This is a genomic window from Flavobacterium facile (assembly GCF_036321945.1).
GTDB classification, from domain to species: domain Bacteria; phylum Bacteroidota; class Bacteroidia; order Flavobacteriales; family Flavobacteriaceae; genus Flavobacterium; species Flavobacterium facile.
In genome coordinates, this window is record NZ_JAZAYT010000034.1 from 48179 (window position 1) to 74511 (window position 26333).

At 31.1% G+C, this 26333-nt stretch carries 24 protein-coding genes and 2 tRNA genes; 10 read left to right on the top strand and 16 right to left on the bottom strand.

The annotated features are described in order from the left end of the window. Positions 1-19 precede the first annotated feature (19 nt). Positions 20-1585, bottom strand: coding sequence for a hypothetical protein (locus UEQ13_RS10730; protein WP_329806343.1), 1566 nt, complete (start codon positions 1583-1585; stop codon positions 20-22). Positions 1586-2107: 522 nt separating this feature from the next. Next, on the bottom strand, positions 2108-2857 hold the full coding sequence (locus tag UEQ13_RS10735; protein WP_329806344.1) for a hypothetical protein: 750 nt from the start codon (positions 2855-2857) through the stop codon (positions 2108-2110). 240 nt (positions 2858-3097) lie between these two features. Here UEQ13_RS10735 and UEQ13_RS10740 point away from each other — a divergent pair, with 240 nt between their 5' ends. Further along, positions 3098-3286, top strand: a complete 189-nt coding sequence (locus UEQ13_RS10740) for a hypothetical protein (protein WP_329806345.1) — start codon at positions 3098-3100, stop codon at positions 3284-3286. A 158-nt stretch (positions 3287-3444) separates the two neighbouring features. On the opposite strand, the gene UEQ13_RS10745 is transcribed toward UEQ13_RS10740, so the two are convergent. The 10 genes from UEQ13_RS10745 to panB form a co-directional block, all read right to left on the bottom strand. Further along, positions 3445-3532 (bottom strand) — tRNA-Ser (locus UEQ13_RS10745). Positions 3533-3572: 40 nt separating this feature from the next. Then, positions 3573-3657: transfer RNA gene (locus UEQ13_RS10750), tRNA-Ser, on the bottom strand. A 129-nt stretch (positions 3658-3786) separates the two neighbouring features. After that, the gene (gene ribB / locus UEQ13_RS10755) at positions 3787-4917 is read right to left on the bottom strand and encodes a 3,4-dihydroxy-2-butanone-4-phosphate synthase (protein WP_329806346.1); all 1131 of its coding nucleotides are present in this window, start codon (positions 4915-4917) and stop codon (positions 3787-3789) included. Next, entirely contained in the window at positions 4907-6394 is a 1488-nt protein-coding gene (locus UEQ13_RS10760; RefSeq protein WP_329806347.1) for an LptF/LptG family permease, read from the bottom strand. The genes ribB and UEQ13_RS10760 overlap by 11 nt, the downstream gene beginning before the upstream one ends. 52 nt (positions 6395-6446) lie before the next feature. After that, positions 6447-7109, bottom strand: coding sequence for a LolA family protein (locus tag UEQ13_RS10765; protein ID WP_329806348.1), 663 nt, complete (start codon positions 7107-7109; stop codon positions 6447-6449). A gap of 12 nt (positions 7110-7121) precedes the next feature. Further along, complete coding sequence (locus tag UEQ13_RS10770; protein WP_329806349.1) at positions 7122-9608, bottom strand: DNA translocase FtsK; 2487 nt, start codon at positions 9606-9608, stop codon at positions 7122-7124. A 6-nt stretch (positions 9609-9614) separates the two neighbouring features. Further along, entirely contained in the window at positions 9615-9989 is a 375-nt protein-coding gene (locus tag UEQ13_RS10775) for a diacylglycerol kinase family protein (RefSeq protein ID WP_329806350.1), read from the bottom strand. Positions 9990-9993: 4 nt separating this feature from the next. Next, positions 9994-10491 (bottom strand): thiol peroxidase, encoded by a 498-nt coding sequence (gene tpx, locus UEQ13_RS10780; RefSeq protein WP_329806351.1) that lies wholly within the window; start codon positions 10489-10491, stop codon positions 9994-9996. A gap of 47 nt (positions 10492-10538) precedes the next feature. Beyond that, on the bottom strand, positions 10539-11228 hold the full coding sequence (locus UEQ13_RS10785; RefSeq protein ID WP_329806352.1) for an RluA family pseudouridine synthase: 690 nt from the start codon (positions 11226-11228) through the stop codon (positions 10539-10541). Between the two features lie 138 nt (positions 11229-11366). Then, on the bottom strand, positions 11367-12185 hold the full coding sequence (gene panB, locus UEQ13_RS10790; RefSeq protein ID WP_329806353.1) for a 3-methyl-2-oxobutanoate hydroxymethyltransferase: 819 nt from the start codon (positions 12183-12185) through the stop codon (positions 11367-11369). 146 nt (positions 12186-12331) lie between these two features. Here panB and UEQ13_RS10795 point away from each other — a divergent pair, with 146 nt between their 5' ends. Beyond that, positions 12332-12766 (top strand): nuclear transport factor 2 family protein, encoded by a 435-nt coding sequence (locus UEQ13_RS10795; RefSeq protein WP_329806354.1) that lies wholly within the window; start codon positions 12332-12334, stop codon positions 12764-12766. A 28-nt stretch (positions 12767-12794) separates the two neighbouring features. Then, positions 12795-13835 carry a DUF389 domain-containing protein gene (locus UEQ13_RS10800; RefSeq protein WP_329806355.1) on the top strand — a complete coding sequence of 347 codons (1041 nt, stop codon included), beginning with the start codon at positions 12795-12797 and terminating at the stop codon, positions 13833-13835. Here UEQ13_RS10800 and UEQ13_RS10805 read toward each other — a convergent pair whose 3' ends face one another. From UEQ13_RS10805 to UEQ13_RS10815, 3 genes are all read right to left on the bottom strand, one after another. Continuing rightward, entirely contained in the window at positions 13836-15035 is a 1200-nt protein-coding gene (locus UEQ13_RS10805; RefSeq protein ID WP_329806356.1) for an SH3 domain-containing protein, read from the bottom strand. A gap of 1 nt (position 15036) precedes the next feature. Continuing rightward, positions 15037-16455, bottom strand: a complete 1419-nt coding sequence (locus UEQ13_RS10810; RefSeq protein WP_329806357.1) for an L-serine ammonia-lyase — start codon at positions 16453-16455, stop codon at positions 15037-15039. A 290-nt stretch (positions 16456-16745) separates the two neighbouring features. Next, positions 16746-18056, bottom strand: coding sequence for a DEAD/DEAH box helicase (locus UEQ13_RS10815; RefSeq protein ID WP_329806358.1), 1311 nt, complete (start codon positions 18054-18056; stop codon positions 16746-16748). Between the two features lie 254 nt (positions 18057-18310). Between UEQ13_RS10815 and UEQ13_RS10820 the strand changes: the two genes are divergently transcribed. The 4 genes from UEQ13_RS10820 (at position 18311) to dnaK (ending at position 22771) form a co-directional block, all read left to right on the top strand. Then, positions 18311-19444: an acyltransferase family protein gene (locus UEQ13_RS10820; RefSeq protein WP_329806359.1), complete on the top strand. Its 1134-nt coding sequence runs from the start codon at positions 18311-18313 to the stop codon at positions 19442-19444. A gap of 15 nt (positions 19445-19459) precedes the next feature. Continuing rightward, positions 19460-20347 carry an EamA family transporter gene (locus tag UEQ13_RS10825; protein ID WP_329806360.1) on the top strand — a complete coding sequence of 296 codons (888 nt, stop codon included), beginning with the start codon at positions 19460-19462 and terminating at the stop codon, positions 20345-20347. Then, complete coding sequence (locus UEQ13_RS10830; RefSeq protein ID WP_329806361.1) at positions 20347-20742, top strand: ribosomal maturation YjgA family protein; 396 nt, start codon at positions 20347-20349, stop codon at positions 20740-20742. The genes UEQ13_RS10825 and UEQ13_RS10830 overlap by 1 nt, the downstream gene beginning before the upstream one ends. Before the next feature lie 148 nt (positions 20743-20890). Next, positions 20891-22771 carry a molecular chaperone DnaK gene (gene dnaK, locus UEQ13_RS10835; protein ID WP_329806362.1) on the top strand — a complete coding sequence of 627 codons (1881 nt, stop codon included), beginning with the start codon at positions 20891-20893 and terminating at the stop codon, positions 22769-22771. A gap of 94 nt (positions 22772-22865) precedes the next feature. Here dnaK and UEQ13_RS10840 read toward each other — a convergent pair whose 3' ends face one another. After that, positions 22866-23756: a Brp/Blh family beta-carotene 15,15'-dioxygenase gene (locus UEQ13_RS10840; protein WP_329806363.1), complete on the bottom strand. Its 891-nt coding sequence runs from the start codon at positions 23754-23756 to the stop codon at positions 22866-22868. Positions 23757-23873: 117 nt separating this feature from the next. Here UEQ13_RS10840 and UEQ13_RS10845 point away from each other — a divergent pair, with 117 nt between their 5' ends. From UEQ13_RS10845 to UEQ13_RS10855, 3 genes are all read left to right on the top strand, one after another. Next, positions 23874-24587: a bacteriorhodopsin-like gene (locus tag UEQ13_RS10845; RefSeq protein WP_329806364.1), complete on the top strand. Its 714-nt coding sequence runs from the start codon at positions 23874-23876 to the stop codon at positions 24585-24587. Positions 24588-24696: 109 nt separating this feature from the next. Beyond that, on the top strand, positions 24697-25287 hold the full coding sequence (locus UEQ13_RS10850; protein ID WP_329806365.1) for a hypothetical protein: 591 nt from the start codon (positions 24697-24699) through the stop codon (positions 25285-25287). 97 nt (positions 25288-25384) lie between these two features. Further along, positions 25385-26332 (top strand): NAD(P)H-dependent flavin oxidoreductase, encoded by a 948-nt coding sequence (locus UEQ13_RS10855; protein ID WP_329806366.1) that lies wholly within the window; start codon positions 25385-25387, stop codon positions 26330-26332. The last annotated feature ends 1 nt before the right edge of the window (position 26333 follow it).

Here is a 26333-nt window from a genome sequence, read left to right on the forward strand (position 1 = left end):
TTGACATGATAAAATTCAATCATCTTTTGTCTATTGTATCTGAGTTAAATGATATTACATTAAACATTTGTTTTATTTTTGTACTAACCATACTGCCATAAAGCTTTTCGATTTCTAACATTGATAAATTAGTGGTTAAATGAGTAACTGTTTTATTTTCAACAAATTGCTCGTAGCGGTTTATAATTATTTTCGCTAGTACATTTGAATCATTTCCGAAATGTTTGATTTGTTGTTCAGTGCCAAAATCGTCAAAGCAATAACCCGTCAATCGGTTTTGGTTGTTTGTTTTTTGGGTGTAAATTTCCAAAGCTTCGGAACCTTTTTTCGCAAATTCAAAAGAAACTTCCCGGCAGGTTTTAATTTTGTAATCAAATTTGGAATGTAAGAAAGGTTTCAACAAATGCATTATAGCCGTTTTCCCGCATCCTTTTTTTCCAGACAACAAAATACCTTTGGATAGGTCAATATTTAACGCAGCGGCAGATTTTTCATCTTTAATGGCGTAAACAAGTAGCTGGTGCAAAACTGACAAATCGGATTCATAAATCTTAAAGGCTTGACCGAATTTCTTTTTACCTTGGTAGGTTATAAATGCAACACATTTGTTGAAATTGTAAATTCGAGTAGTAGCAATAACCTCGAAAGTTTCCTCGAAAGTTGTACAGCGATTCGTAATCGTTTTTTGGGTATCGAGAGTGCAAATAATTGGATTTTGCCCTTCAACACTTCGACTATGCTTAGCACTAGCTTGCTCAGGATTACGAAAATTTGTAGAATAGATTTGACGATTGAGCATCCAGTTTTTGGCTGCTGCTTTCCAATATTTTATTTTGGTTTTTCCACCCAATAACCAGCCGTTACTTTCGAAAGAATTGAAAAAGGTTTCAGCCTCGATTTGGTTTTGATTATTTTCTTTAAAAAAGGTGATTACATTTTCTAAAATTGGGATACTGGAATCCGAATCAGATTTACCTCTGTCGTTTTCATTGTTTTTAAATTGAATCGGAGAACCCGAAACGGGTGTCTTTTTTTCGCGCCACTTTTTTTCTTCATTTTCTGAATTAATTAATAAATTATTTTCGTTTTTATTTTTTGTGGGCTCTATATCATGTTTATAATGTTTAATATGTTTATTAATGTTTATATAAGATACTAGTTCTTGTTCTGTACTTGTACATTGCTTCACTAGTGCCTGTTCAGTAACTTGTTCATTATGATGTTCAGCAACTTGTTCAATAACTTGTTCAATTTTTAATTTGGTTTTAGCTGTTTTATTTGACTTTTTTTGTACGATGGTTAAGTCAATAATATGAACTATGCTTCCTTTGTACGGATTGTAAGATGGTTCGTATTTGATGTAGCCTTTTGCATCTAAATCTTTTATACATTTATGATAGGTTGCAAAAGAACCAATTTTGCTAATTCGCATCATGTCAACTCTAGAAATAGTAATTGGATTTTGGAAGCGTTTGCTGTTCCATGATTGAAACATAGCCAAATACAAGCTAATATGTGTGGGATTCAGATCGGGTTCTTGTGAAACTTTCTCGAAAAAGGCAGTGAGGTGTTTAATGTAATTCATGGCTGGATGAGTTAAAGGGTTTGGCGGTTAGTTATTTTTTATTATTTGATTTCAAATTTTCTAGGTGGCAAAAATCATAGCAATATCTTTTTAAAATTATAGCTGCAAATCAAAAAAGAATAAATGACTTTTATATACAAGTTGTATACACCTTGTATACGATTTTTATAAAAAACGAATGTCACGACATTTCTTCTACTCCTTTTTAGTAAGATAAGATTTTAGTAATCAAGTAATTGTAAAGAAATGAGATGGATTTCGCTTTAGCTTTAAATTTTCTGTTTTTTTTTGCCTTTACAACCTTTTTAATACACGCACCTTGTAGGTTGAACTAAAATTCAGTTTAAAAGCGAGCTGAAATCATACAAAATGAATCCGTTTTGTTTTGAAATCAGTGCAATCCAAATAAAAAGCAAAAACAAGATAAGGGCACAAAGAATAAAAACTCCCCACCTTAGCAGGGAGATAAACATTACATTTTGGAATACAAAAACAATTGCATCAAATCAAATCAATTACAAGCTATTGCACCTCTACTATATTTAGTACATTAAAGGCTCCATTATTCAAAGAATACTGTTCGCCATTCACCTCCTGAAAAAATTCAAGAAGCAAAACCATAAACACAATACCAGTTCCGGAAGGCACACCACTTGGAGTTAAAGTAATTGTGGAAACAGAACCATTTATTGGAAGATTTGTTACAGCACTATAAGTAATATCTGAAGCGCCTGTTGCAAAATCCAAATTCACAAAGCCACTTTGCAAACTAAAATGGGTAGCACCTTCTAAATAACGTATTTCTTCTGTAGGTTTCAAATCCGTAAGAGTTATAATTCCAGTTACAGCATCAAATACAAACGGATTAAAAAACACACTTCGAAGGGTGGCTCGAATATTAAAATCGAAACCCTTTAAATAGGCTTTACCCGTGGCAGTAGTCAAACCATTCACCACATTACGTTCTCCTCGCACCGATACCAAATCCTGATTCTTAATATCAAACATAACTTTCATCAAGCGACTCGATAACTTACTATCTTTCGCTTTAAACACAAAACTCCCCACAGCATCTCGCAACAACTTTCCAGAACTAGCGCTTCTGCCAAACTCTTTGCCATTTTCCCTTGTTCTTACAAACGCTGGATCATTCATAATTCTCTTTTTACTTACACCACCTTTGGTGCGCACAAAGTACCCGTCAGCACTTTTGTAGAAAGTCACATTATCTAATGTACCTTCAATCTTAAACAAACTAGTGTTTCTTGCCATTTTTTAAGTCGTTTTAAAATTAAACATACACAAAGATAGCAACCTCTAAAACCCAGTAAAACCAATACTTCCGAATGCATACAAAAAGGTATAAAATTTCCGATTTGGCACGTAATAGCTATCCAAAAAATGCGTACTTTAGTACAGTTCTTAATAAGAATAAAACGAAAACCAAATTGATACGAAACGAAGTTACAAAACCAAACAAAGTAGTAACTGTTGTAATTTTAAGCCAAACAAATGAAGAGAATCTGCATTTACACAACCGACGTGATGCTTATCACAGGAAAAAGCGAAAGACAAGCACGAAACATTATTAACGACATCAAAGCGTATTTTAGAAAACAAAAACACCAAATGATCAATGTTAAAGAATTTTGCGAATATTCAGGTTTAAAAGTAGAAGATGTAATAGGCTACATAAAATAAATCAGTCCCCAAACTATCCCGAACCAACTAAGTAGATAAAGCCTACATAGTAGGAAGAAATAGCTATAAAAAAAAGTGTTAGAAAACAACCAACAAAATTTTCACATTTAAAATGTAACCCATAAAAAAAACCGATTCATTGCTGAATCGGTTTACACTGGCGGAGGAAGAGGGATTCGAACCCCCGGACCTGTTACAGTCAACAGTTTTCAAGACTGCCGCATTCGACCGCTCTGCCATTCCTCCAATATCCTTAAAGATATTTGGTCTATTCCAGTAAATGTTGCGGAGAAAGAGGGATTCGAACCCCCGGACCTGTTACAGTCAACAGTTTTCAAGACTGCCGCATTCGACCGCTCTGCCATTTCTCCTAATAATCTTCCTGATTATTACGGGTGCAAATATAAGTGCTTTTTTATTATCTGCAAACGAATTTGCCTATTTTTTATAATATATTTAACCCGACTTTTATAATCCTTTCATTTACATTTGATTAGATCTTAATAATTCAAATATTCAGTGATTTCAAGACCATATCCTATCATACCAACACGTTTGTTTTGCCATGAATTGGTTAATAATTTAATTTTAGTGATATCGATATCATGTAAAATTTGGGCTCCAATACCAAAATCTTTAGTGTCAATTTTTATTTTTGGTGCCGTAAAATCGCCTGATTCCTGCATTCTTTTTAATTCAGCTAATCGATCTAGTAATTCAACAGATTGTAATTCTTGATTGATAAACAAAATAGCACACTTATCATGAGATTCAAATTCCTTGAAAATGTCTTCCATTTTCTTGTGCAAAGTATCCGTTAAACTCCCTAAAATATCGTTAGTAACTTGAGTTGAATTAATTCTCGTAACAATTTCTTCTCCTGTACTCCAACTTCCTTTAGTTAAGGCAATATGAACTTGCTTATTAGTAACTTGTAAATAAGCTCTTAATCTGAAGTTTCCAAAACGCGTTTTAATCTCGAAATCTTCTTTCTTTTTGATTAAACTATCGTGTTGCATTCTGTATGCTACTAAATCTTCAATTGAAACTAGTTTTAAATCGAATTTTTTCGCCACTTCTACTAATTCTGGTAAACGCGCCATTGTTCCATCATCATTCATGATTTCACAAATTACACCAGCAGAAGAGAATCCTGCTAATCGTGCAAAATCAATTGCAGCTTCTGTATGACCAGTTCTTCTCAACACACCACCTTGACGTGCGATTAAAGGAAATATATGTCCAGGACGACCTAATTCATATGGTTTCGTTTCTGGATCAACTAAGGCTTCAATTGTCTTTGATCTGTCGGCAGCAGAAATTCCGGTAGTTACGCCATTCCCTTTTAAATCTACAGAAACCGTAAATGCAGTTTCCATATTATCGGTATTGTTAGTAACCATAGAGTGTAATTCTAATTCTTTACATCTCGATTCAGTTAAAGGTACACAAATTAGACCTTTACCGTGTGTTGCCATAAAGTTGATCATTTCTGGCGTTACTTTATCAGCGGCAGCTAAAAAATCACCTTCATTTTCTCTATCTTCATCATCAACCACAATAATCATTTTACCTTGACGAATGTCTTCTATGGCTTCTTCAATTGTGTTGAGTTGTATTTTATTGCTCATTAGTTTGTGTGTTAGAACTTTGTAGTTTGTTGTTTGTAAGTTTTGTGAATATATTTTTTATAGGATTAATTAACCAATCTAAATCAATTGTTAATCCCATATCATTTGTGGCTCTGTAAGTTAGTAAAATGGCAAAAGGTGTTAATATTAAAGCACCAGCTGCTACCCCAATAAATGGATGAATAGCATCTTGACCGGCTAATTTTTTCCCAAAAGTATTGGCGAAATTAAATACAATAAAAATTAAAACAGCGAAAACAATTGGTAAACCTAGTCCTCCTTTTCTAATAATTGCTCCTAAAGGCGCACCAATAAAAAACATTAACAAACAAGAATAAGCTACTAAAATTTTATCATAGTAGGCAATCCAGAAATCATTAATGTATTTCTTTTTCATATCTAAATCAGTAGTATAATTGTCTAATGAAAATATGGTATTAGATATGTTACTTTTTGCAACATCAATTAGTATCGTTTGTTTTTCTTTTGGAAAAATGGCTAATAAATCTGTTGTTGATTTTGAATTAATTTTAACAACTGTTGGAGATTGATTTGCAGCTTGTAAAACGTCTGTTAAACTTTGAGAATTTTTATCGATGTTTTCACTATAAGAAATAACATCTTTATTATAATTTAACTTTAATGAATCGATAGTGTATTTTAATTCACCCATAGTTAACATATTGAATGCATTGATAATTTCACCACCATCATCAGATGCTCCATTAAGTTTCGCTAAATCAATATTAATCGTGTATTTTTTGAAACTACTTTTTGCAAAGGGTAATCTTTCACGTTCTTCCATTTTTTGAGGTTGAATGTCTTCGTAATAATTACCTTCTAACAAATCTAATTGTAATAAATTGGTAGTTTCGTCGCTTTTTAAAACTCCTTTTTTGGCTTTAATTACAGTTGTAATAGGACCAAATTCGCCTTTTTTCATGTGCATCGTGATGCCTTCTAAAAACTCGCCATTTTCCCCAGATTTTTTATCAACTTTTATGGTTGTTGTTGTTCCAATTTTATTGAATTGCCCTTCACCAATTGCCATAGCTGGTTTAGTTTGAAGGATACTTTTTCTTAAATTAACAAATCGGTATTGCGCTTCTGGAATAATATTATTGGCAAACAAAAAAGCTACAGCACTAAATACAAACGTACAAACTATTAAAAATTTCATAGCTCTTCCTAAAGAAATTCCGCCAGATTTCATCGCTGCAAATTCATAGTTTTCTGCAAAACTACCAAATGTCATAATGGAAGCCAATAAGATAGATAAAGGTAAAACCAACGGAACCATTATTGGCGAATAGTAGAAAATAAATTTAAAAATGGTAACAAAATCTAAATCTTTACCCGCTAATTCGGCAATAAAAAGCCAAATACTTTGCAAAACGAATATAAAAAAAAGGATTACAAATACCGTAGTAAATGTAATCAGGAAAGATTTTAATAAATATTTATCTATTATTTTCATTTAATCAAGTTTTATAGCAATATCAATTTGCTAAGTATAATGTGTTTTAAAATTAATCCGCTTTATTTATGTAATAATTAGGATATTTTGCTTTCACAAAGGTAAACTGATTTTTTGCTAAAGTTTGGTTAAATTTAAACGAAGATACTGTTAAAGTTGTTTTCGTTCCGTTTTTACCTACTTCAATTAAATTATAGATGTGATTGGTTTTCGTATCAATTCCAATTAAAATTTCTTTTCTTTTATCTACCACACTTGATGGTGTTAATTTTACGTATTGAATCGTTTTTCCAGCAACTGGTTGCTTAATATCCATAGAATATTTAAATCCTTTTTTGAAAAATGTAAAAATTTTATTTGGCGACATCGCATTGGCATCACTTTCGTCATGATTAGAAACTGTTACTTCTTCATCTTCAGGAACAATAGTGTATATCTTTTTTCCATCAAAAATTTTGGTAATCCCCATGAAACTTAAATGATACTTATTTCCTTGTAAAAGTACTGTTCCTTTACTTTCTTGATTGATATTTTCTTTAGCGTTATTAATTGCATATTTAAAGTCAATATCCATATTTTTATATGATTTTGCTTTCGCAAACACTTTATCTAATAAGTTTTTGGCAACATTAGCATCTTTTTTTTGCTCCACTTCCAATGTGCTAAAAGACACTAAGAATAAGGCAACTGCTGTTATTGTAAATATATTTTTCATAAAATAAATTATCTATTTTTCGTTATTAAAAAATGTTTCAAGAGAATTCAAATCCGTGATTAGCACTTGTCTGGCTTTACTTCCCTCGAAAGGACCAACAATTCCAGCGGCTTCTAACTGATCAATAATTCTACCAGCTCTGTTATATCCTAATTTTAATTTTCTTTGAATTAAAGATGCCGAACCTTGTTGCGCCGAAACCACAACTTCTGCTGCATCTCTGAATAAAGAATCTCTTTCGGAAATATCCATATCAAGTTTTATGCCACTTTCCTCACCAACATAATCTGGAAGTAAGTACGCATTCGCATAAGCCTTCTGAGAACCAATAAAATCGCAAATTCTTTCCACTTCTGGCGTATCTACAAAAGCACACTGTACACGAATTAAATCATTACCGTTTGAAAACAGTAAATCTCCACGACCAATTAATTGATCGGCTCCACCAGAATCCAAAATCGTTCTTGAATCAATTTTTGAAGTTACTCTAAATGCAATTCTCGCAGGGAAATTCGCTTTAATCATACCTGTAATTACGTTTACAGATGGTCGTTGCGTAGCAATAATTAAGTGAATTCCGATAGCACGGGCAAGTTGAGCTAAACGTGCAATTGGCATTTCCACTTCTTTTCCTGCCGTCATAATTAAATCGGCAAACTCATCTACTACTAATACGATGTAAGGTAAAAAGCGGTGACCGTTTTCTGGATTTAATTTTCTTTGTTTGAATTTATCATTGTATTCTTTAATGTTACGAACCATCGCATCTTTTAGTAATGAATAACGATTATCCATTTCTAAACATAAAGAATTTAATGTATTAATTACCTTCGCATTATCTGTAATAATAGCTTCTTCTGTATCAGGAAGTTTGGCTAAATAATGACGTTCAATTTTATTGAAAAGCGTTAACTCTACTTTTTTCGGATCCACCAAAACGAATTTCACTTCAGCTGGATGTTTTTTGTATAATAACGAAGTTAAAACCGCATTTAACCCAACAGATTTTCCTTGTCCAGTTGCTCCTGCCATTAACAAGTGTGGCATTTTCGCTAAATCGACAACTAAAGTTTCATTTGAAATCGTTTTTCCTAAAGCGATTGGCAATTCCATTTCTGCTTGTTGGAATTTTGGCGAAGCAATCGCACTTTTCATGGAAACCATTGACGGATTCGCGTTTGGTACTTCAATACCAATTGTTCCTTTTCCTGGAATTGGCGCAATAATACGTATTCCTAAAGCCGATAAAGACAACGCAATATCATCTTCTAAACTTTTAATTTTAGAAATTCTAATTCCTGCTTCTGGTACAATTTCGTATAAAGTTACAGTTGGACCAACAGTTGCTTTAATTTGTGCGATTTCAATTTTGTAGTTTTTTAATGTATCTACAATTTTGTTTTTATTTTCTTCTAATTCTGCTTGATTGATAGTAATTCCAACGCCTGTATAATCTTTCAACAATTCAATTGAAGGCATTTTAAAATTCGAAAGTTCTAAAGTTGGATCAAATAAACCAAAATCTTCAACCAATCTTTGTGCTAAACTTTCTTCAACAATATCTTCTTCTTCAGGTTTTTCAATGACGAAAGAAGCGTCTTCAGTTTGAATAAGTTCTGGTTGTTTAGGAGTAATTTCTTCAATAACTGGTTTGGGTTGTGTTTCCAAATTAATTTCCGAAGAATGCTGAATGGTTGGTTTTAAAGAAGCTTTATCAACTTCAAATGAAGAAGTCGGTTCTGGACGATTAATCACTTGCATGTTGGTCCATTCGTCATCTTCTTCTTCAGAAATGATTGGCTTTTTAATAGTTGAAATTGGAACTACAGATTCATTAACATCATCAATATCTGCAAGAATTGGAGCGACAACTTCATCTGTATTTTCAACTTCAGAATTTAGTTCAACTGGAGTTGCTTTCGATTCTAAATAATCTTTTACTTTATCTGGAGAAACTTTTATTTTAAAAATAAGAAATACAATTGTTGCAAAAACTAAAAATAATATGGAACCAATTTTCCCTGAATAATCCTGGAATAAATCGTTAATTTCAAAACCAATAATTCCAGATAAATGTGGAATAAAATCCCATAACAAACCGAATAATATTGAAATAGTAACAATTAAATATAAATCCCAAAAAGTAGATTTTCTAAGTTTTTTTAAAGGTAAATCGACAATTAAATAGGCGCCAATTAAAAAGAAGATTTTTACAAATAGAAAAGAAGCTACACCAAATCCTTTATGTAAAAAAGCATCTGACAGCCAAGCGCCAATTTTACCTAACCAATTTTCAACTACAACATTTCTGTTGCTCAATTCGGTAATTTGACTTTGGTCATTATTTCCTGATATATAATATGATATAAAGGACAATAATAAAATTACAGCAAGTAAAACGAACAAAACACCAACAATGAATTTTTGTCCACGTGATGTTTTGAAAATTGAATTACTTAATTTATTTTCAGTTGTATTTGAAACTTCTTTTTTAGCCATTAAATTTTAAAAATTGAATATTTTTGGGACATAAATTAATGCGCCAACAGCAATTGCACTAAAAGCGGCAAACAAAACCGCTCCGGCAGCAATATCTTTAATAAAACCTATTCTATTGTGAAATTCTGGATGAATAAAGTCGGCAATTTTTTCTACAGCTGTATTTAACCCTTCAATACCCAAAACTAAACCAAATGCTAAAATTTGCAACATCCATTCTTCTCGAGATATTTTAAAGTAAAAACCTGCAAGTATCATTAAAATCATTAATGAAAATTGCACCATTACGCTATGTTCTGTAGTCACTAATTTATAAGCACCTTTTACGGCAAAACCAATACTTTTAATTCTTCCAGATACAAATCTTTTGTCTTGAATCATAAAATTATAATGCTTTTAAAGCCGCTTCGTAATTTGGTTCGTTAGCGATTTCGCTTACTAATTCTGTATGAGAAACTACTCCGTTTTCATCAACAACAACAATCGCTCTTGCGTGTAAACCTTTTAAAGCTGAATCCGTTAAAGTTAAACCGTAAGCATTTCCGAAACTTCCATCTCTAAAATCTGATAAGTTTACTACATTTTCTAATCCTTCAGAACCACAAAAACGTTTTTGCGCGAATGGTAAATCTCTAGAAATACACAAAACTTTAGTGTTTTCTAAATCGTTAGCCATTTTATTGAAAGTTCTTACTGAAGTGGCACAAGTCGCGGTATCAATACTTGGAAAAATATTTAAGATAACACGTTGCCCTTTAAAGTCTTGTAAAGAAACATCTGATAAATCGTTTCCTACTAATTGAAATTGTGGTGCTACTGAACCAACTGTTGGTAAAGTTGCATTTGTATGTACAGGATTTCCTCCTAAAGTTACTGTTGACATGGTTTTAAATTTTAAGTTTCAAAAATACAAAAATTATTTTAGTTTTATTATACTAATTTCCACAAAACATCTTCTGGAACAGGCGCAATAATTTCTAATGGATCTTTAGTTACAGGATGTGTTAAAACTAGTTTTCTGGCATGTAAATGAATTCCTCCGTTTGGATTACTTCTATCAAAACCATATTTTAAATCACCTTTAATTGGACAACCAATAGCTGTTAATTGCGCTCTAATTTGATGATGACGACCGGTATGCAAATCGATTTCTAAAGCATAATAATTATCTAACTTTTTAATCGTTTTATATGATAATTTAGCTTCTTTAGATTCTGGAACTTCTTTTAAATGCGCTTTTGAAGTATTGTTCTTCGTATTTCTTTTTAAGAAATGAACTAAAGTATCTTCTGTTTTTGGTGGCGCATTTTTTACGATAGCCCAATATGTTTTTTGCGTTTCTCTGTTTTTAAAAGTCTCATTTAAACGCGTTAATGCTTTTGAAGTTTTTGCAAAAACTACGATTCCTGTTGTTGGTCGGTCTAAACGATGTACGACTCCTAAGAAAACTTCACCTGGTTTATCGTATGCGACTTTTAAGTAAGATTTTACAATTTCAGATAAAGGCTCATCACCTGTTTTATCGCCTTGTACAATATCTCCAACTCGCTTGTTCACTACAATTATATGATTGTCTTCATGTAGGATTTGAAGATTTTTTGAATCTGAAACTATTTTCATCTTAGATTTTTAGATTGTTTGATTTCTTAGATTTTTAGACTTTCTAAAATTCTTAATTGTTTTTTACTTATTGTCAGTCTGAGCGGAGTCGAAGACATTTTAAAAGCATTTCGACTTCGCTCAATGTGACAACTTTATTTAATACTGTTCACTTGCATTAGGGAAGTCTTTTGATTTCACGTCAGCAGCATATTGTCCGATAGCTTTTGTCATATCTTCAAATAAATTCATATATCTGCGTAAAAATCTTGGACTAAATTCGTGAGTCATTCCAATCATATCGTGTAAAACCAAAACCTGACCGTCTACTCCACCACCAGCTCCAATTCCAATTACTGGAATAGAAATACTTTCGGCTACTTTTTGGGCTAATTGAGCTGGAATTTTCTCTAAAACTAAAGCAAAACATCCAATTTCTTCTAACATTTTGGCATCTTCTAGTAATTGAGCCGCTTCTTCTTCTTCCTTAGCTCTTACCGTATATGTTCCGAATTTATATATCGATTGTGGTGTTAAACCTAAATGTCCCATAACTGGAATTCCAGCGTTTAATATTTTTTTAATAGAAGATTCGATTTCTCTACCACCTTCTAATTTTACAGCATGTCCGCCACTTTCTTTCATAATTCTGATAGAAGAACGTAACGCTTCTTTAGAATCAGATTGGTAACTTCCAAAAGGTAAATCTACCACAACTAAAGCTCTGTCAACCGCTCTAACCACACTACTTGCGTGATAAATCATTTGGTCTAATGTAATTGGTAAAGTCGTTTCGTGACCAGCCATTACATTACTTGCCGAATCTCCAACTAAAATTACATCAATACCTGCTGTATCAACAATTTTCGCCATAGTGAAATCGTATGCCGTTAGCATAGAAATTTTTTCACCATTGGCTTTCATATCAATTAACGACTTCGTTGTAATTTTTTTATAATCTTTTTTTGCTACAGACATTCTTTTTGAGTTAGAAGTCAGAAGTTAGAAGTTGGAAATATTTGTTCCGAACCGCTTTTCTGAAAATTAATGGTACAAAATTAATATAAAGATATGGATTGTAACAATTTTTCTACATTTAATACCAATAATTAAATTCTACAATTATGAGACATTTACTTATTTTACTATTTTTTGGTTTTAGTTTATCGATTTCTGCACAAGAAAAGGAAATTAAACAATCGATTTCTGTGTTTTTTAAAGGTTTACAATCAGCAGATACGTTGAAAATCCAATCAGTTTGTCATAAAGAAATGAAATTACAATCCATTATGGAGAAAAATACGATTGGTAATTTATCTTTCAAAACCAATGAAGAGTTTTATAAATCGATTGCTTCCATTCCGAAAAACCTAAAAATTGAAGAGCGAATTTTAGACTACAAGATTCAAATTGATGGTTCGATGGCGCAAGTTTGGACACCTTATGAATTTTATATAAATGATAAACTAAGTCATTTTGGAACAAATTCCTTTACTTTGCTTTTAGAGAATAATGTTTGGAAAATTGTTCATATTATTGATACGAGAAGAAAAAAATAGAAATTTTAATATTTCATAACTAAAAAGAATGCTTCAAAAAACAGCTATAATCAAACGTTTTATTCGACAATTATTCGATTTAAAATCGACACAAGAAGAAGAAAACAAAACCTACTTAGAAATTAAAGAAGGTGTTGAATTCAAAGGTAAAAACTTGTGGTTATTAGCTTTTGCTATTTTTATTGCCTGTATTGGTTTAAATATTAATTCTAAAAGTGCGGTAATTGGAGCCATGATTTTATCGCCAGTTATGGGACCCATTTTTGGAATTGGTTTTTCTTTAGGTGTATCAAATTCTGATTTATTCAAAACCAGTTTAAAAAACGCATTTCGAATTGTTTTGGTTAGTGTGTTTTTTTCAACCTTATATTATTTAATTAATCCGTATTCTATTGAAACAGAAGAATTAATTAGTTTTTCTAAACCTACATTTTTTGATGTATTATTAGCCTTTATTGGAGGTTTAGCCGCTATGTTGGCGATTTCTAGAGAAAGTGGCACACAAGTAATTATCGCTGTAGCAGTGGCAACTTCTTGTATTCCACCATTATGCACAGCAGGTTTTGGATTAGCAACATTAAACTTAGATTATTTTTTAGGCGGATTATATACTTATAGTATCAACTCACTTTTTATTGGATTTGGAACTTTATTGATGACCAAATATTTAAAATTTGAACGTCATTCTGCTCAAAATATTAAACATGTAAATGGATGGTTTTTTGTTTTGGGAATTTTAGCTTTGATTCCAGCAGTATATTTTGCTTATGTTTTAGCGGTTCAAAATATGTTTCAATCCAAAGTAGAACATATTATTAACAATCAAATTGAAACTAAATACCATGTTATCAATTACGATATTAATGCTGAATCTAAAACCATTGAATTAGACATTTCTACCCCAACATTTGATGCGAAAATTAATCAAAATATTAACGCTTTTTTTGTTCGAAATAATATCAAAAACATTGATATTACTATTCATCAATCTACTGAGGAAAATCAAGATTTAGGTAAGGAAATCAAGAAATTACAATTGGAAATTATGGAGTTGAAAAAGGCTAAATAATTAACAATAGTAAAAAATTTCTACAGTCGAAATTAGTCCACCTTCAAAGTAAAAAATAAGATTACTATCTCCTAAAGTTAAATAAAATCTATGTGGACTTCTTGCATGATAATCAAACATTCCTTTAAAGTCTTTAATAAAATTTTCTTCTGTTAAATTATGAGTAAAAAGGTGCTTTTCATCTAATTTAAAAGAATAATCAGGAGCAAATTTAAATGACACCACATCAATACTATTTTCTTTTTCATCTACATAAACATCAAAATTGGTGTAATGATATAATAAATCTGAAATATTTACACCACAATCATTCGATTCAATTTCTTTGGATATAGGCGCACCAAAAACTTCAATAAGATTAGAATATTGTTTTTTTTCTAAACCAATTTTTTTGCCTTTGTATAAAAATTCATATTTATATGACGGAATTTCAACTTCACTATAATTAGTACCTCTAGAATTTAAGGCTTGAACTATTTCATATGTCATTTTAACATCTTGAAGTAGTTTTTCATCATTCAATTTTTCAGCCACTTTAATATAACGTTTGTAAGCTGGTATTAATTTTTCGCGTTTATTATTCCAAGATAATTCCACTAATCGTTCAATACATTTTTTTTGTTCCTCTATTTTTTCATCTGGAATGGCATCAAATTTCTTCAATATTTCTTCGAAAACAGGTTTTTCTCCTAAATATTTCGCTTGAACGTATGTGTAAGTTATTCCATATCCACTACCTTCAATGTTAACCCATTCTTCAGGGTTTCTAGGAAAATAAGTAACCGAAAGTACATCTCCATTTAAAAGAACTCTATCAACTTTACTACTACTTGTTTTACCTTTTCTTGCTTTTAAACCAGCAACTGTAACATACATATGGAAACTTCCATAAGTACTATCTTTTTCTAAAATTGGATTTTCATGATCTAGAATATTAACATCGTTATACATCATAGAATGATTCAGATGTTTTGTTGGAACAAATCCAATGGTTTGATTGTCACTTTCAACCTTAGTCCAATTTCCTTTTTGTTCTAAAACTTTAACACGAGAACCGTATCTAAAATAACCATAAAAATCAGATTTTAAATCGGGTTTTGAATACAAACGAGTGTCTTGTACAATCCATAAATCTTTATTCTCTTGAGCATTTAGACTTTGAGAAAACAAACAAATTAGTAAAAAGTAAATAAATTTCATTTTAACAATCCGCTAAACCAACTCCAATAGCCAAGCCACCTTCGGAAGTTTCTTTGTATTTCGAATTCATATCTTTTGCGGTTTCCCACATGGTTGCAACAACTTTATCTAAAGGTACTAGCGTGTTTTTCGCATCAGTTTCTAAAGCTAACTCTGCTGCGTTTATGGCCTTAATTGCACCCATTGTATTACGTTCAATACAAGGCACTTGTACTAAACCACCAATCGGATCACATGTCATACCTAAATGATGTTCCATAGCGATTTCGGCAGCAACTAAAACTTGGTCTGGAGTTCCGCCCATTAATTCACATAATGCAGCTGCAGCCATTGCTGATGAAACGCCAATTTCTGCTTGACAACCGCCCATTGCTGCGGAAATAGTCGCGCCTTTTTTGAAGATACTTCCAATTTCTCCAGCTACCATTAAAAATTGTTTGATTTCTTTTTCTCCCGCTGTATGATTTTCAATACATAAATAATACATTAAAACAGCAGGAATAACACCAGCACTTCCGTTTGTTGGTGCTGTCACTACTCGACCTAAAGAAGCATTTACTTCATTAACAGCCAAGGCAAAACAAGACACCCATTTTAATATCTGTCGGAATTTAACTTCGGTTTGGCGAATGCATTGCAACCATTCTTGAGGAGAATTATAATTGGCAATTCCGATTAAATTGGTGTGCATATCGTATGCACGTCTTTTTACATTTAATCCGCCTGGTAAAATTCCATCAGTATGTGCGCCAATGTACATACATTCTAACATCGTATTCCAAATTCGCATTAATTCGGTGTGAATTACTTCTTCGGAACGCATTGATTTTTCGTTTTCGTAAACGATTTCAGAAACTTTTTTATTTTCGGAATGACAAAAAGCTAGTAACTCTGCCCCTTTATCAACTGGAAAAGGAAAAGCACATTTTATTTCTGATTTTACATTCGTATCTTCTTCTTCCTTAACTACAAAACCACCTCCAATTGAATAAAAAGTGGAACTGTATTCTGAGTCGTTTGTATACGCTGTAAAGATTAATCCGTTAGCATGAAAAGGTAAAAAATTCTTATTGAAAAAAATATCAGAAACAATATTAAAATGAATTTTAAACTCATTGTCTAAAAGCAATTCGTTATTGGTTTTAATATCTTCGATAATGGAATCAATCGCGTCAATTGGTACATATTCAGGATCGGCGCCGCTTAAACCTAACATCACTGCTAAATCTGTAGCATGCCCTTTTCCTGTTAACGACAACGAACCATACAAATCGACTTTTAAGCGATGTACGTCATTGATTATATTTTGACTACGTAATTCTGCTAAAAATTGTTCCGCAGCGCGCCATGGTCCTAAAGTATGAGAACTTGAAGGGCCAACGCCTATTTTTAACATATCAAAAACTGAAATACATTCCATATACTAAATCGTTATAGTAGCAAAGATAGCATTTGAAGTTGGAAGTTAGAAGTAGGAAGTGAAAATTTTTGAAACTAATTAAAGTGGATTTGTTATAGTTTGAAAACTGCATAAAAAAAGGAACAAATTCAAAACTGAACTTATTCCTTTTAACTTTTGCCTTTTTACTTGGCTCTTTTTACTTTAAATATCTTGTAAAACCAATTTAGAATTAGACGCGATGAATCGCATCTCTACTTTTTACTTATCCCTTTTAAACTTTTAACCTTCAAACTCTTAAACCAAAATTTTTAATACCAACGCTTTTTATTTTGCTTTGACGTATCTGATTTTCTGGAATTTGAAGAATCAGCAGTCTTAGCTGTTTTAGCTGCTTTTGGCGCGTGATTTTGTTTTTGTTTTACTGGGTTTTTCTTACCACGCGTATCCGTTTCTTTGTTTTTTAATTCGTCTTCTGTGAATTCTCTGTATGGATATGGATTTTCTTTTACGATTTTAATTTGCTGACGTGTTAATTTTTCAATGTCTTTCCAAAAAGGTAATTCATCTTTACTACAAAATGAAATCGCTAAACCTTCATTTCCTGCTCTTCCTGTTCTACCAATTCTGTGAACGTACGTTTCTGGAATATTTGGTAAGTCGAAATTGATCACATAAGGTAATAAATCGATATCAATTCCACGAGCTGCAATATCTGTCGCCACTAAAACCGAAATTTCTTGACTTTTAAATCCGTCTAAAGTTTTGATTCTGTTGTTTTGAGATTTATTTCCGTGAATGGCTTCTGCCGAAATGTTTTTCGCTTTTAAAGCTTTTACCACATTATCCGCACTGTGTTTCGTTCTTACGAAAACTAACACATTATTTATATTTTCTTCTTCAATTAAATGAATTAGTAATTTTCTTTTGTCTTCTTTTTGAACCATGTATACTTTTTGGTTCACTCGTTCTGCTGTGCTAGAAATCGGTGCAACCGAAACATATTTTGGTTTTTTCAAAAACTGATCTGCTAATTCTCTAATCGCGACTGGCATTGTTGCAGAGAACAATAACGTTTGACGGTTTTCTGGAATTAACTTGATGATTTTCTTTACATCATTAATGAAACCCATATCTAACATTTGATCGGCTTCATCAATAACCAAATGATGTAAGTTATTCATGTCTAAAAATCCTTGCTTATTCAAATCTAAAAAACGACCTGGAGTAGCAATTAAAATATCCACACCTTCTTTAAGTTGATTCACTTGTGGCACTTGACTCACACCACCATAAATTACCATTGATTTGGTATTCATATATTTTCCGTAAGTAGCAAAACTATCTTGGATTTGGTGTGCTAATTCACGTGTTGGTGCTAAAACTAAAGTTCTAATTACTTTTCTTTTGGTTTTTGAACCTACAATTGGATGTAAATAATTTAAAATTGGAATGGCGAATGCCCCTGTTTTTCCTGTTCCTGTTTGTGCGCAACCTACTAAATCGTGTTCTTCTAAAATAACAGGAATCGCCTGTTGTTGAATGGGTGTTGGCGAAATATAGTTTTCTTCTTCTAAAACCTGAAGTATATTTCTATGTAAATTTAAATCTTGAAATGTCATATTTGTATTTTGAATGGCAAAGATAGTTTATTTTTGTTTGATGTGGAAAATTGACAAATTATTGATAAGCCGATTTTAAGGATTTAACAGATTTAAAAAATATTTTTTGAGTTTGATTTTTATTTTTGAGTTTGATTTTTGGCATTGATTTTTGAAAACCTATCTTTGTAAAAAAACAATTGCTATACCAACAATTTTTTATAGTATAACGTTTATATTAAAAATAATAAAATTTATTTTAGAAAATTGTATTCATGAGATTATCGTTTAAGCGAATTACTTCTTCTGGGAATTTTATACCTGAGATTGATGGATTAAGATTTATAGCAATTATAAGTGTTGTTTTACTTCATTTAAGTAACTTCATAACAACTAAATATGTAAATAAAAACACTGATAATTTAGACTTTTCTTTTTTAAAGAATATACTTTCACATGGTCACATTGGTGTGCCTCTCTTCTTTGTTATTAGTGGTTATATTTTAGGAATGCCTTTTGCAAAATATTATCTTAAAAATGGTGATTCGGTTAACCTTAAAAATTATTTTATACGAAGATTAACTAGATTGGAACCACCCTATATCCTAGTTATGACAGCACTATTATTTGGTGCCGTTTATATTGCTAAAACTATATCTTTAAAAAATGGAATTGAAAGTTATTTGTCCTCAATAATTTATTCTCATAATTTCATTTATCCTGATTGTTTGCCTAAATTAAATATTGTTGCTTGGAGTTTAGAAATTGAAGTTCAGTTTTATATTTTAGCTCCTTTATTAGCATTTGTTTTTTCTATCAAATCTTTAATAATAAGACGATTAACAATATTTCTAGTTGCCATAGTTTTCATTATCATTAATCATTTTAATTTTAATCCTTTTCATTTTTTGAGTTTGATTAATTATTTTCAATACTTTCTAATAGGATTTTTATTAGTTGATTTGTTTGTGTCAAATTCAATAGTAGTACCAAAGACAAAATTTGACAATTTAATTGGTGTGTTTTTATTTCTAGTTATTTGGCTATTTGATAATAGTGATTTCAAAACTGCTACTCAAACGTTTTTTTGGGAACTGATACAACTTATTTGTATTTTCTTTTTGTATTACTATGTTTTATTTCATAAAATTTTCAAATTCCTTTCGTTAAAATTAATTACAAATATAGGTGGGATGTGTTACTCTATTTACTTACTTCATTATCCTATTATCAGTATATTTGGCAATCAAATTTTAAAACATTCCTTTTCAAAATATACTTTTATCAATATTTCAATTTATTCAGTTCTATTACTATTAATAATAATGTTTATTTCCTCAGTTTTTTTTCTACTTGTTGAAAAACCATGTATGGACAAAAATTGGCTCAAAAAAACATTTAAACCTTAAAATATTAAAAATCAAATGAAGTTTAACAAATATTATTCATCTGCCTTAATAGCTTTTATCATTTGGGGATTTTTCAGTTTAGCTTTAAAACCCTTGCACGAGTATCCTTCATTAGATATTTTATTTTATCGTGTATTTTTTTCAACCGTAGTTTTACTGGTTATTAATTTTGTTTTCAGAATCAATTTATTGAAAAAGAGTTTAGAATTATTTCAGTCTTTTTCCAAAAAGAAAAAACGAAATACCCTTTTACTAACTGCTGCTGGCGGATTTTTATTAGTTTTCAATTGGTATTTATTCATGTATGCTGTAAACCATGTGAGTTTGCAATCGGCATCTTTAGCGTATTTAATTTGTCCAATTATTACAACTGTTTTAGCTTTTGTTATTTTAAAAGAAAAACTAGACAATTGGCAATGGTTAGCGGTTGCGATTTGCGTAATTAGCTGTGCGATTTTATCTTATGGCCATTTTACAGAATTGATTTATAGTTTTGTTATCGCTACTTCATTTGCGCTGTATTTAATTAGTCAACGAAGAAATAATGAGTTTGATAAATTCTTAGTTTTAACCATTCAATTGGTCATTGCGAGTTTGGTTTTATTGCCTTTTTATCCGAAATTTAGTGCTGCAGTTCCGACTGAAAATTTATTTTATATGATGATGGGATTAATTGTAGTTTTATTTACGATTATACCTTTATTCTTGAATTTATTCGCACTTAAAGGAATGAATTCTTCAGCTGTTGGGATTTTAATGTATACGAATCCGCTGATAAATTTCTTTTTGGCACTCTTCTACTTTAAAGAAGACATTCAGTTTTCGCAATTGATTGCTTACAGTTTAATTGGGATTTCAATTATTGTGTTCAATAAAAAAGTCCTTTTTAATTCGAATAAGTAATGTTCCAATTCAATTTAAAATACTTTCTGATTTTCATTTCGATATTTATTATTGAAGTTTTCATCGCTATATATATTAAAGACAATTTCATCAGACCTTATTTTGGTGATTATTTGGTAATTTTCTTAGTCTATTACTTTTTACTGAGTTTTATTAATGCCGATAAAAATAAAATTGCTTTAGGTGTTTTAGTATTTGCGTTTACAGTTGAAATCATTCAATATTTTCAAGTTTTGTTGTATTTTAATTTAGAAAAAAATAGAATTTTAAGAATTGTGGCGGGAAATACCTTTTCGCTTGAAGATTTAATCATTTATACTATCGCTTTTTTTACGATTATCGTTTTTAACAGATATAATCCTAAAACACTTTCTGACAGAAAACCAACAAGTTAGCTTAAAATCAAATGACACTTTGTCAGATGAATTTCTGTCAAAAAAAGAATTTCTGCCAATTTCTAGTGATATTTTATCTTGGCACAAAACTTGACTTATCCAAAAAGAGTTTAAAAAATAAACCGAATAAAATTTAAAATTAAATAAAATGAGTAAGATTATTGGAATCGATTTAGGTACAACCAATTCTTGTGTTTCTGTAATGGAAGGTGGAGAAGCAGTTGTAATTGCTAATGCAGAAGGAAAAAGAACAACGCCATCTGTAATTGCATTTGTAGAAGGTGGAGAAATTAAAATTGGAGACGCTGCAAAAAGACAAGCTGTAACTAACCCAACTAAAACTATCGCATCTATCAAAAGATTTATGGGTAACAAGTTCTCGGAAAGTTCTAAAGAAGCTTCTACTGTTGCTTACAAAGTAGTTAAAGGAGATAACGACACGCCACGTGTTGATATTGATGGTCGTTTATATACGCCACAAGAATTATCTGCAATGACTTTACAAAAAATGAAAAAAACTGCTGAAGACTATTTAGGTCATTCAGTTACAGAAGCGGTTATTACTGTTCCTGCATATTTTAACGATGCACAACGTCAAGCTACAAAAGAAGCTGGTGAAATTGCAGGTTTAAAAGTTATGAGAATTATCAATGAGCCAACTGCTGCGGCATTAGCTTATGGATTAGACAAACAAGCTACAGATCAAAAAATTGCAGTATTCGATTTAGGTGGTGGTACATTTGATATTTCTATCCTTGAATTAGGAGATGGAGTTTTTGAAGTATTATCTACTAACGGAGATACTCACTTAGGTGGTGATGATTTTGACCAAGTTATTATTGACTGGTTAGCAAACGACTTTAATGCTGCTGAAGGTTTAGATTTAAGAAAAGACCCAACTGCTTTACAACGTTTAAAAGAAGCTGCTGAAAAAGCTAAGATTGAATTATCTGCTTCTGCTCAAACAGAAATTAACTTACCATACGTTACGGCTACGGCTTCAGGACCAAAGCACTTAGTACAAACTTTAACTCGTGCTAAATTTGAACAATTAGCTGATTCTTTAATCAAGCGTTCAATGGAACCAGTTGTTAAAGCTTTAAAAGATGCTGGTTTATCAGTTTCTGATATTGATGAAGTTATCTTAGTTGGAGGTTCTACTCGTATCCCAGTTATCCAAGAACAAGTGGAGAAATTCTTCGGTAAAAAACCATCAAAAGGAGTTAATCCTGATGAAGTTGTTGCTATTGGTGCAGCTATTCAAGGTGGAGTTTTAACTGGTGATGTAAAAGATGTATTGTTATTAGACGTTACACCTTTATCATTAGGAATCGAAACTATGGGTAACGTTATGACTAGATTAATTGAGTCTAACACAACTATCCCAACAAAAAAATCTCAAGTTTTCTCAACTGCAGCAGATAACCAACCAAGTGTTGAAATTCACGTTATTCAAGGTGAAAGAACAATGGCAGCAGATAACAAAACTATTGGTCGTTTCCATTTAGATGGTATTCCACCAGCAGCAAGAGGAATTCCTCAAATTGAAGTAACTTTCGATATTGATGCTAATGGTATCATTAAAGTTTCTGCAACTGACAAAGGAACTGGAAAATCTCACGATATTCGTATCGAAGCTTCTTCTGGTTTAACAGCTGAAGAAATCGAAAGAATGAAAAAAGATGCAGAATTATATGCTGAAGCGGATAAAATCGCTAAAGAAACTGCAGATAAAGTAAACGAAGCAGATTCTATGATTTTCCAAACGGAAAAACAATTAGGTGAATTTGGTGAGAAATTATCTGACGATAACAAAACTGCCATCAACTTAGCTTTAATTGAATTAAAAATGGCTTACGAAGCAAAAGATGTTGCTGCAATTACGCCTGCTTTAGAAAAAATCAATACAGCTTGGACAAACGCATCAGCTGAAATGTATAACACAGGAGACGCTCAAGGAGCTGCACAAGCACAACCACAAGCTTCAGGTGATACAACTCAAGATGTTGAATTCGAAGAAGTAAAATAATTTACAATTGAAGATTTACGATTTACGAAGTGAAATTTACAAGTAAAGAATAAATTAAATAATTAAGAACCGAGTAAGAAATTACTCGGTTTTTTTATTGCCTAGTTTTATCCTTTAACATCATTAAAATAACTAAAACATGAGGAAAAGTTATGGCTGCTAAAAAAGAAAAAAACAACGTATTAAAAAGCTTAATATCTTGAAAAAGTAGATAAAAAAAACATAAACCAACAAGTGATATTACCCAATAAAAAAATGCCGCTTTTATGTATTTAATGAAATTAAAATAATTAAAACTACCATATAAAAATTTAGTCTGATTTATAATGGAAGGCATACTGTGCCAAACTATAAAATAGATTGCAAAACCCCAAATAAGCGACGAAACTTTAAAAATAATCGCAAAAACTAATAGATAAAAAAGTTCTTTTAAAAATATAGTTTGTTTTGTTTTTAACTTCAAAAAAACGAAAATATAATTAATTGTAAATAAAATTGAAATCAAATAAAGTGTATTTATAATTAAGGACTCATCAATACTATATGAAGTAATTTCATACACTACAGTAATTACATTATTTATATGAAAACCAAACAATAGAAACAACACTAACAACCCATATAAGGTTTTAAAAACAAAATTATATTGTATTAATTCTCCTTTTAAAAAATCAAATTGTTGCTCTCCAAAATGGTATCCGCTAATTATTACAAATAGAAGCAATGTTATAATTGGTAAAAAATAAAAAAATATGGCACCACAAACTACAACAAAAACATATAAGTAGATGATTTTCATTTTAGAAAACTGTTTCTTCTTATTCATTATACTTTTTGAAATTAAGATATCGTTTGCACCGTGCAAAATTCCAAAAGACAGAATTAAAACAAACCCAATTCCAACTTGTAAATCATTAGAAAAAAAAGAGGTAATCCATAATCCAAGAAAACTCAGAACTATAGCAATACTTGGATAATTATTCATAATAAATATTTTTGTTTAAATAATATTAAAAAAAGATAAACAAAGTTAGTTATTATGTTTAACATTTATTAACTTTGATTAAACAATTAACATTACTAACAATTAAAAACAAATTTTATGACAAATTTTAGCTTAATTTCAAAAATGTTACCAAACGATTATGTAGGTTTTACTTTCTTCGTAGGCTGTATGGCTATGATGGCTGCTTCAGCATTTTTCTTCTTATCATTAAACCAGTTTGATAAGAAATGGCGTACTTCGGTACTAGTTTCAGGATTAATTACTTTTATTGCAGCTGTGCATTACTTCTATATGAAAGAATACTGGGCAGAATTTGGAGAATCACCAACGTTTTTTAGATACGTTGATTGGATTTTAACAGTTCCATTAATGTGTTTAGAGTTTTATTTAATACTTAAAGTGGCAGGTGCAAAAACAAACTTATTGTGGAAAATGATAGGTTTATCTGTAATTATGTTAGTTACTGGATACTTAGGAGAAACAGTATATAAAGATGCTGCAGCCTTATGGGGATTCATTTCAGGAGTAGCTTATTTTGTAATTGTATATGAAATATGGCTAGGTTCTGCTGCAAAATTAGCAAAAGAAGCTGGTGGAAATGTTTTAGCAGCTCACAAAATTTTATGCTGGTTTGTATTAGTAGGTTGGGCAATTTATCCATTAGGATACATGTTAGGAACTGATGGTTGGTATACTAGCATATTAGGAAAAGGAAGTGTTGATATCGCTTACAACATAGCTGATGCTATCAACAAAATTGGATTTGGATTGGTAATTTATAATTTAGCCGTTCAATCACAGAAAGATTAAGTTTTTAGTTTATTTTATTTTGAAGAAACCATGTTAAATTTTTTAGCACGGTTTTTTTATTGAAAAAAATTTGTACATTGGAAGCACCAAAATCATAAAACTCAACACAATGAAAAAACTATGTATTGCATTACTTTTAGTCACTACTACACTAAGTTTTGCTCAAAAAGCGAAACCAAAATCAACAACATCCTCTGCTTTAGCCACATTTGAAAACTTAAAAGCTGAAATTATTACCGAAGGTGGTAAACAAAAACTAGCTATTGTCATGGACAATGCTGGAAAAAAAGAAAATATCATCTTAAAAGAAATTACCACAAAAGACAAAGCACAACAACCCACTAATTTTAAAATTAAATCATTTACGGTTTCTGGTGTAAAATTATATCACTTTACTTACACTGAAAATATCATTTCTGAAACCAAACTTAAAAAAGAAAACGCTCTAATTACTTCTAATGAAATTTGGGATTTATCAGCAACTAAACTTAAGATTTTAGGTAACATACAAACTGTATCTAACATTAAAGAAATTAAGCAATTAGGAAAATCTACTGCTACAGAAACTGTAGAAAAAACTCGTAGAGAAGGTTTTGAATTTACACTAACAAAAGATTTTGAAGTATTTCTATCTACTAAAACACAAACTAACAAATATAAATTTAACCCAACTACTCGTCGTTACGATCCAAAGAAATAATTATTCTTCATCATTATAAAAGAGTTTCAGTATTTGAAGCTCTTTTTTTATATGCATGCATATTATTTTTTAGTATATTTGAAAAAACTTTACAATTATGCAAAAATTACAATTAACAGAAATTCTAAATATTAAACATCCAATTATTATGGCACCTATGTTTTTGGTGTCGAATACTAAAATGGTAATTGAAGGTATGAAAAGTGGCGTAGCAGGTTGTATTCCAGCATTAAACTACAGAACTTTAGAAGAATTACGAAGCGCCATCATTGAATTGAAAAATGCAAAAGTGGAAGGTGGAAGTTTCGGATTCAATTTAATTGTAAACAAATCCAATGTAAAATATAAAGAGCAATTGCGCATTTTATGCGAAGAAAAAGTCGACTTTATTTTAACTTCTCTAGGTTCTCCAGAAGAAACTATTAATGAGGCACATAAAGCTGGCATCAAAGTTTTTTGTGATGTAACTGACTTAAGTTTCGCTAAAAAAGTGGAAAGTTTAGGCGGCGATGCGTTAGTTGCTGTAAACAACTTAGCTGGCGGACACAGAGGGAATATTAGTCCTGAAGAATTAATCAAACAATTAAATGAAGGCACTTCCCTACCAGTAATTTCTGCTGGTGGTGTGAGTAAAAAATCGGATATTGACAAGATGCTTTCTTATGGTGCGATTGGAGTTTCTGTTGGAAGTCCCTTCATAGCTTCAATAGAATCCGGCGTTTCTCAAGAATACAAACAAGCTTGCGTCGATTATGGCGCAAAAGATATCGTAATGACAGAACGTATTTCAGGTACACCTTGTTCAGTAATAAATACACCTTACGTTCAAAAAGTAGGTACAAAAACCACTTGGTTAGAACAACTTCTAAACAAAAATAAAAGCTTGAAAAAATGGGTCAAAATGATTCGTTTTTATATCGGTATGAAAGCCACAGAAAAAGCAGCGACAGAAGTAACTTACAAAACGGTTTGGGTTGCCGGACCAACTATAGAAGACACGCACGCGATTTTACCCGTTTCAGAAATTGTAAAGAAAATGATTTAAG

Coding starts and splice junctions, on each gene's coding strand:
- UEQ13_RS10830 (WP_329806361.1), top strand. CDS start 20,347: ATGTTCCAATTCAATTTAAAATACTTTCTGATTTTCATTTCGATATTT.
- UEQ13_RS10735 (WP_329806344.1), bottom strand. CDS start 2,857: ATGGCAAGAAACACTAGTTTGTTTAAGATTGAAGGTACATTAGATAAT.
- UEQ13_RS10855 (WP_329806366.1), top strand. CDS start 25,385: ATGCAAAAATTACAATTAACAGAAATTCTAAATATTAAACATCCAATT.
- UEQ13_RS10765 (WP_329806348.1), bottom strand. CDS start 7,109: ATGAAAAATATATTTACAATAACAGCAGTTGCCTTATTCTTAGTGTCT.
- UEQ13_RS10850 (WP_329806365.1), top strand. CDS start 24,697: ATGAAAAAACTATGTATTGCATTACTTTTAGTCACTACTACACTAAGT.
- ribB (WP_329806346.1), bottom strand. CDS start 4,917: ATGAGCAATAAAATACAACTCAACACAATTGAAGAAGCCATAGAAGAC.
- dnaK (WP_329806362.1), top strand. CDS start 20,891: ATGAGTAAGATTATTGGAATCGATTTAGGTACAACCAATTCTTGTGTT.
- UEQ13_RS10800 (WP_329806355.1), top strand. CDS start 12,795: ATGCTTCAAAAAACAGCTATAATCAAACGTTTTATTCGACAATTATTC.
- UEQ13_RS10825 (WP_329806360.1), top strand. CDS start 19,460: ATGAAGTTTAACAAATATTATTCATCTGCCTTAATAGCTTTTATCATT.
- tpx (WP_329806351.1), bottom strand. CDS start 10,491: ATGTCAACAGTAACTTTAGGAGGAAATCCTGTACATACAAATGCAACT.
- UEQ13_RS10740 (WP_329806345.1), top strand. CDS start 3,098: ATGAAGAGAATCTGCATTTACACAACCGACGTGATGCTTATCACAGGA.
- panB (WP_329806353.1), bottom strand. CDS start 12,185: ATGTCTGTAGCAAAAAAAGATTATAAAAAAATTACAACGAAGTCGTTA.
- UEQ13_RS10840 (WP_329806363.1), bottom strand. CDS start 23,756: ATGAATAATTATCCAAGTATTGCTATAGTTCTGAGTTTTCTTGGATTA.
- UEQ13_RS10785 (WP_329806352.1), bottom strand. CDS start 11,228: ATGAAAATAGTTTCAGATTCAAAAAATCTTCAAATCCTACATGAAGAC.
- UEQ13_RS10770 (WP_329806349.1), bottom strand. CDS start 9,608: ATGGCTAAAAAAGAAGTTTCAAATACAACTGAAAATAAATTAAGTAAT.
- UEQ13_RS10795 (WP_329806354.1), top strand. CDS start 12,332: ATGAGACATTTACTTATTTTACTATTTTTTGGTTTTAGTTTATCGATT.
- UEQ13_RS10810 (WP_329806357.1), bottom strand. CDS start 16,455: ATGGAATGTATTTCAGTTTTTGATATGTTAAAAATAGGCGTTGGCCCT.
- UEQ13_RS10730 (WP_329806343.1), bottom strand. CDS start 1,585: ATGAATTACATTAAACACCTCACTGCCTTTTTCGAGAAAGTTTCACAA.
- UEQ13_RS10805 (WP_329806356.1), bottom strand. CDS start 15,035: ATGAAATTTATTTACTTTTTACTAATTTGTTTGTTTTCTCAAAGTCTA.
- UEQ13_RS10775 (WP_329806350.1), bottom strand. CDS start 9,989: ATGATTCAAGACAAAAGATTTGTATCTGGAAGAATTAAAAGTATTGGT.
- UEQ13_RS10820 (WP_329806359.1), top strand. CDS start 18,311: ATGAGATTATCGTTTAAGCGAATTACTTCTTCTGGGAATTTTATACCT.
- UEQ13_RS10815 (WP_329806358.1), bottom strand. CDS start 18,056: ATGACATTTCAAGATTTAAATTTACATAGAAATATACTTCAGGTTTTA.
- UEQ13_RS10760 (WP_329806347.1), bottom strand. CDS start 6,394: ATGAAAATAATAGATAAATATTTATTAAAATCTTTCCTGATTACATTT.
- UEQ13_RS10845 (WP_329806364.1), top strand. CDS start 23,874: ATGACAAATTTTAGCTTAATTTCAAAAATGTTACCAAACGATTATGTA.